General features: G+C 71.9%; 4 protein-coding genes and 1 pseudogene. All 5 read right to left on the bottom strand.

Going from position 1 to position 4,126, the window contains the following annotated elements:
* The coding region (locus CCR97_RS31440; RefSeq protein ID WP_207199590.1) for a hypothetical protein at positions 1-1,329 on the bottom strand (1,329 nt) is incomplete at its 3' end.
* A gap of 176 nt (positions 1,330-1,505) precedes the next feature.
* A pseudogene (locus tag CCR97_RS32580) lies at positions 1,506-2,523 on the bottom strand (phage tail protein I); the annotation flags it as partial.
* On the bottom strand, positions 2,520-3,464 hold the full coding sequence (locus CCR97_RS26695) for a baseplate J/gp47 family protein (protein WP_201160035.1): 945 nt from the start codon (positions 3,462-3,464) through the stop codon (positions 2,520-2,522). The pseudogene CCR97_RS32580 and the gene CCR97_RS26695, both read right to left, overlap by 4 nt.
* Positions 3,461-3,886, bottom strand: a complete 426-nt coding sequence (locus tag CCR97_RS26700) for a GPW/gp25 family protein (protein WP_201160036.1) — start codon at positions 3,884-3,886, stop codon at positions 3,461-3,463. Before CCR97_RS26700 ends, CCR97_RS26695 begins: the two co-directional genes overlap by 4 nt.
* Positions 3,887-3,888: 2 nt before the next feature.
* Positions 3,889-4,126 (bottom strand): hypothetical protein (locus CCR97_RS26705; RefSeq protein ID WP_207199591.1); only part of this gene is annotated, 238 nt, incomplete at its 5' end.

Here is a 4,126-nt window from a genome sequence, read left to right on the forward strand (position 1 = left end):
CTGCGACTGCAGCCAGGACTGCGCCTTGATCACGCCCTGGATGGTGTGCGGCACCGGCGCGTAGACGTCGTAGGGCGCCTTCGTCGTGGTCTCCCAGAACTTGCGCACCCGGATGATGGCGTGGCCGAGCCCCCAGCCGAAGGTGGCGTTCTGATAGTTGGCGACCTCGTAGGTCTCGTCGCCGATGCGCAGGATGCCTTTGGCGGGATCGTACTGGCCGCTGTTCCACCAGGCCGAGTTGTTGCAGGTCTCGAAATAGTCGCCGTAGGCCGTCTCCTGACGGCTCATCATCATCTGGGTCAGCTCCATGGTCTGGTAGACGGTGCCGCCCAGCGACAGCGTGCCGGCCTGCTCGGCCAGCTCGATCCCCTTCACCACGGTGTACTTGGCGCAGACGAGCCCCTGCGCGGCGTGCATCAGGTTGCCGTCGTTGGCGTTGTAGACGGCGAGCGGCGACTTGGCCTGGTTGGCGGCCGGGAAGCGCAGGCCCTCCAGGATGCGGGCCTTGTAGTCGACATTGTCGACGTCGCTCTCGCCCTCGTCGAGATAGTTGTCGCCGCCATAGGGCGAGCCGGTGTCCGGCACGTCCATCCGGTCCTTCAGATAGGCGATGTCGCCCTGCACGGCCTGGAAGGCGACGCGCGACACGCCCTGCTTGAGCTGGCGGGCCAGCGCCGCGAGGTCGCCGCGCAGGCCGGCGATCTCCTGGTCGATCAGCGCGAACTTCGCCTGCAGGGCTGTGTAGGCGGCGGCGAGCTGGTCGAGCTCCGGCGCCTCGTTGGCGGTGCGCATCGTGACGTTCTCGATGCCGCCGGTGCCGATCAGGATGTCGGCGATCGCGAGCGTCCCGACCGGGATCGACGGCTTGACCGGGATGGCCGAGGGCGAGCCCGGATAAGGCGTCACGATCGCGCTGCGCACCCGGGCGCGCGCGCCCGTCGCCGGCACCTGCTGGATCGCCGTGCCGCCGCCCGAGACCGCCACCTCGCGCTCGTAGTTGCGCGCCTCGACATAGCCGTCGTCCTCGCGGCCCTGGCCGATCAGCACCACCCACACCTTCTGGCCCAGCGTGATCGGCACCCACTCGGCGACCGACAGCGGGAGCGGCGCTTCGAGCGCATACATGGCGCCGGCGTCGTAGAGGCGCCCGGCCGCCACCTCGACGGCGCTCTGGCTGGTCGCGACGGTCGTGAAGCCCTTGTAGAGACGGCCGCTCACCAGGAGGTCGTCGGTGAGCCGGGAGATGCCCTCCTGCGGCCATTGGCCGAGACGGCCGTAGTCCTCCTCCGTGACCTCCTGATCGACGGCGAACACCGGGCGCTTGTACATGCGGGGTAGCTCCTCTAGCGGCGCAGCACGACGCCGTAGGTCGCGTCGTCCGAGACCTTGGCCAGGTCGCCCCAGACGAGCGGCCGGACCGAGTTGTGATCGAGGGTGAGCGTGTCGCGGGCGGCCCGCGTCATCGCGAGCGCGTCGGCGACCTCGGCGATGCGTGCCTCCGGGCNAGACGCTCGGCCGGATGCGCGAGCGGCCGACGCGGTTGCGCATCCGGCCGAGCGTCTCCGACGAGCCGTCCGCGAGCCGGACCGACAGATAGGCCTGCTCGTCGGCGCGGTTCGCCCGCAGGCCGCGGCCCCGCCGCGAGCGGCCGGCGAAGATGCCGCGGCCGCCCTCGCGCGCCTCCCACATCCGGCGCGGTTCCGCGTCGATCGCGGTCAGGCCCGGCGAGACGGCGTTCGGAATGAACACGTCGCCGCCGGACGTGAAGGAGAGCGAGATCACCCGCCGGCCGGCGAGCGCCCCGTCGGCGACGAACCGGCCGCGCAGCGTCTTGCCGACCTGGGTGGTCGCGCGCCGCGGTCCCGGAACGATCAGGCGCTCGGCCATCGCCAGCAGCCGGCCGGAGGCGTCGCGCCGGACGTCGGCGAAGACGAGGCGTTGCACGGTGCCGCCGCGATGCAGCTCCGGGCGCCACCGGCCGAGCACGATCGCGGCGGCCGAGCGGACTGTCGTGCGCCGGCCGACGAAGCGACCCTTCAAGGTGCGTTGAACGATGGTTGCGTCCGCCAGCAGGAACCGCACCGGCCGATGCCGCATCGGATAGTCGGCCGTGTAGATGCGGATCTCCGGGAGCCCGTCGAGCCACGCCTGGTGCGAGGCCGGCGTCGGCGCGCCGCCGGCGAAGATCGCGTGCCGCGGCAGCCGCGCCCGGACGAACTCGGCGTCCACATAGCCGCAGGCCATCCGATAGCCGAGCACGGTGGTCTTCGCCTCGTGGAACGCGCGGCTCTCGGCGACCACCTGGCGCTTGCGATGCAGCGGCCAGCCGGGGTTCCAGACGTCGACCGACCACGCCCAGGCGAGCAGCGGCAGCTGCGCCTCGGGACAGGTCCACGGATCCCACAGCGTGCGCAGGAGCGCGGCCTTCTCGAACAGCTCGGGCCACTGGTCGGCATTGACCAGGCTGTGACAGCGCTCGGCCGTGCCGGCGATCGGCAGGAGCGAGGGGAACGCGGCGCTCATGCGTCGATCCCCCAGCCGACCGTGATGCCGGAGATCCAGGGCGCGCCGTCGATTCCGCCGACCACGTCGGCGGCCGGCGTGATCACGTCGACGTGGCGGACCGCACCCGACTTCGCGACCGCCCCGATCGCCTGCCGGTGCAGCGTCTCGCCGATCCTGTGGCGCTCGGCGCCGAGCGCCGCGATCGCGGTCGCCGCGGCCGCGACGGCGGCCGCGGGGTCCGGCCCGCGCGGCACCCACAGCTTCACGCTGACCGGCGTCGGCACGATGCGGGCCGGACAGACCGTGACGATGTCGGTGGACTGGCTCGCGGCCTCGCCGTCGAAGGCCGCTTGAAGATCGCCGATCAGCGTCTCGGGCGGCGTGCCGTCGCCGGCGCGCGCCAGCACGATCAGGTCGAGCCAGCCGGCCGGGCGCTTGCGGGTGCGCACATGCTTCACCCGGTCGCCGTAGAGCTTGCGGACCCGCCACTCGTAGCCGCCGGGCGTCAGCCCGAACAGCGGCCGCGCCTCGTCGGAGAGCTGGGCGCGCGCCCGATACTCGTCGTCGGATTCGAGCACGGCATCGGCGCTGCCGGGCGTGCCCGAGATCACCAGGCGCTCGGTCGCCTTGTACGTGATGGCGACGTGGTCGAGATCGGCGCCGACCGACGTCGCGAGCCGCAGCGCGTTGGCATGGTCGTTGATCGCCTGCAGGACGTTGATCTCGCCGAACGCGAACTCTTGGGCCAGCACGACGCCGGCGTCGAACTGCGTCACCGGATTGCCGGCATCGTCGATCACGTCGAAGGCCGGCAGCTCGGGGTTCTTCACCCTGGCCGCGTCCCAGCGAGCCTTGAAGTCGAGGAGGCGTGCGCGGAGCGTCGCCTCGAAGTCGATCGCGGTCAGGGTCGGCGCGCCGATGCGCGACAGGTCGAGCGTGTCGGCCGTATAGGCGGTCATGACCAGCCCCCGGAGACGGCGGCCGTGCCGCGCGCCAGCGCCGTGATCGGCACCCGGACGTCGGCGTCCTCGGCGACCGTGTAGTCGCCGAGATGGCCGAACGGATAGAAGACGTAGCTGAAGACGAACGCGATCGCGCCGTTGCGGCCGTCCTTCAGGGCCGGCTCGATCTTGCGGAACCGGATCGCCGGCTCCTGCGAATGCACGGCCGTCACCATCTCGGCATAGGCGCGCAGCACGTTCGCGGCCGTGAGGTTCTCGCCCCGCAGCGGCGCCAGGTCGGCGCCGAGGTCGAGCCGCATCACGCGGGTGCCGATCCGGGTCGCGAGGATGCGCCGCACGCACGACTCCGCGTGAGCCCGGCCGCGCAGCAGGCGGCCGGTCTCCGGGTCGATGCCGGTGCGGGTGGTCCTCGCGGTCATGATCAGGCGCCTCCGCCCTTGCGGCCGGTGGACGGCTTCGCCTCCGCCGTGACCGCCTCGGCCGTAACCGGCGAGAGCCCGCCCCAGGGCAGCTCGGCCTCGGCCTCGCGCGGCGTGAGCGCGACGACCTCGCCGACCTTGCGCATGCGCCCGTCGATCGGCCGCGGCGTCGTGATCCGGTACTGCACCGTGTCGTTCATGGTCCCGTCGTTCATCGTGCTGCTCCTGTCAGGTGCTGCC

It is taken from the genome of Rhodoplanes elegans, from assembly GCF_016653355.1.
GTDB classification, from domain to species: domain Bacteria; phylum Pseudomonadota; class Alphaproteobacteria; order Rhizobiales; family Xanthobacteraceae; genus Rhodoplanes; species Rhodoplanes elegans.

What these genes read in the sequence shown, in the direction of transcription:
- CCR97_RS26695 (WP_201160035.1), bottom strand. Translation starts at nt 3,464, where the DNA reads ATGACCGCCTATACGGCCGACACGCTCGACCTGTCGCGCATCGGCGCG.
- CCR97_RS26700 (WP_201160036.1), bottom strand. Translation starts at nt 3,886, where the DNA reads ATGACCGCGAGGACCACCCGCACCGGCATCGACCCGGAGACCGGCCGC.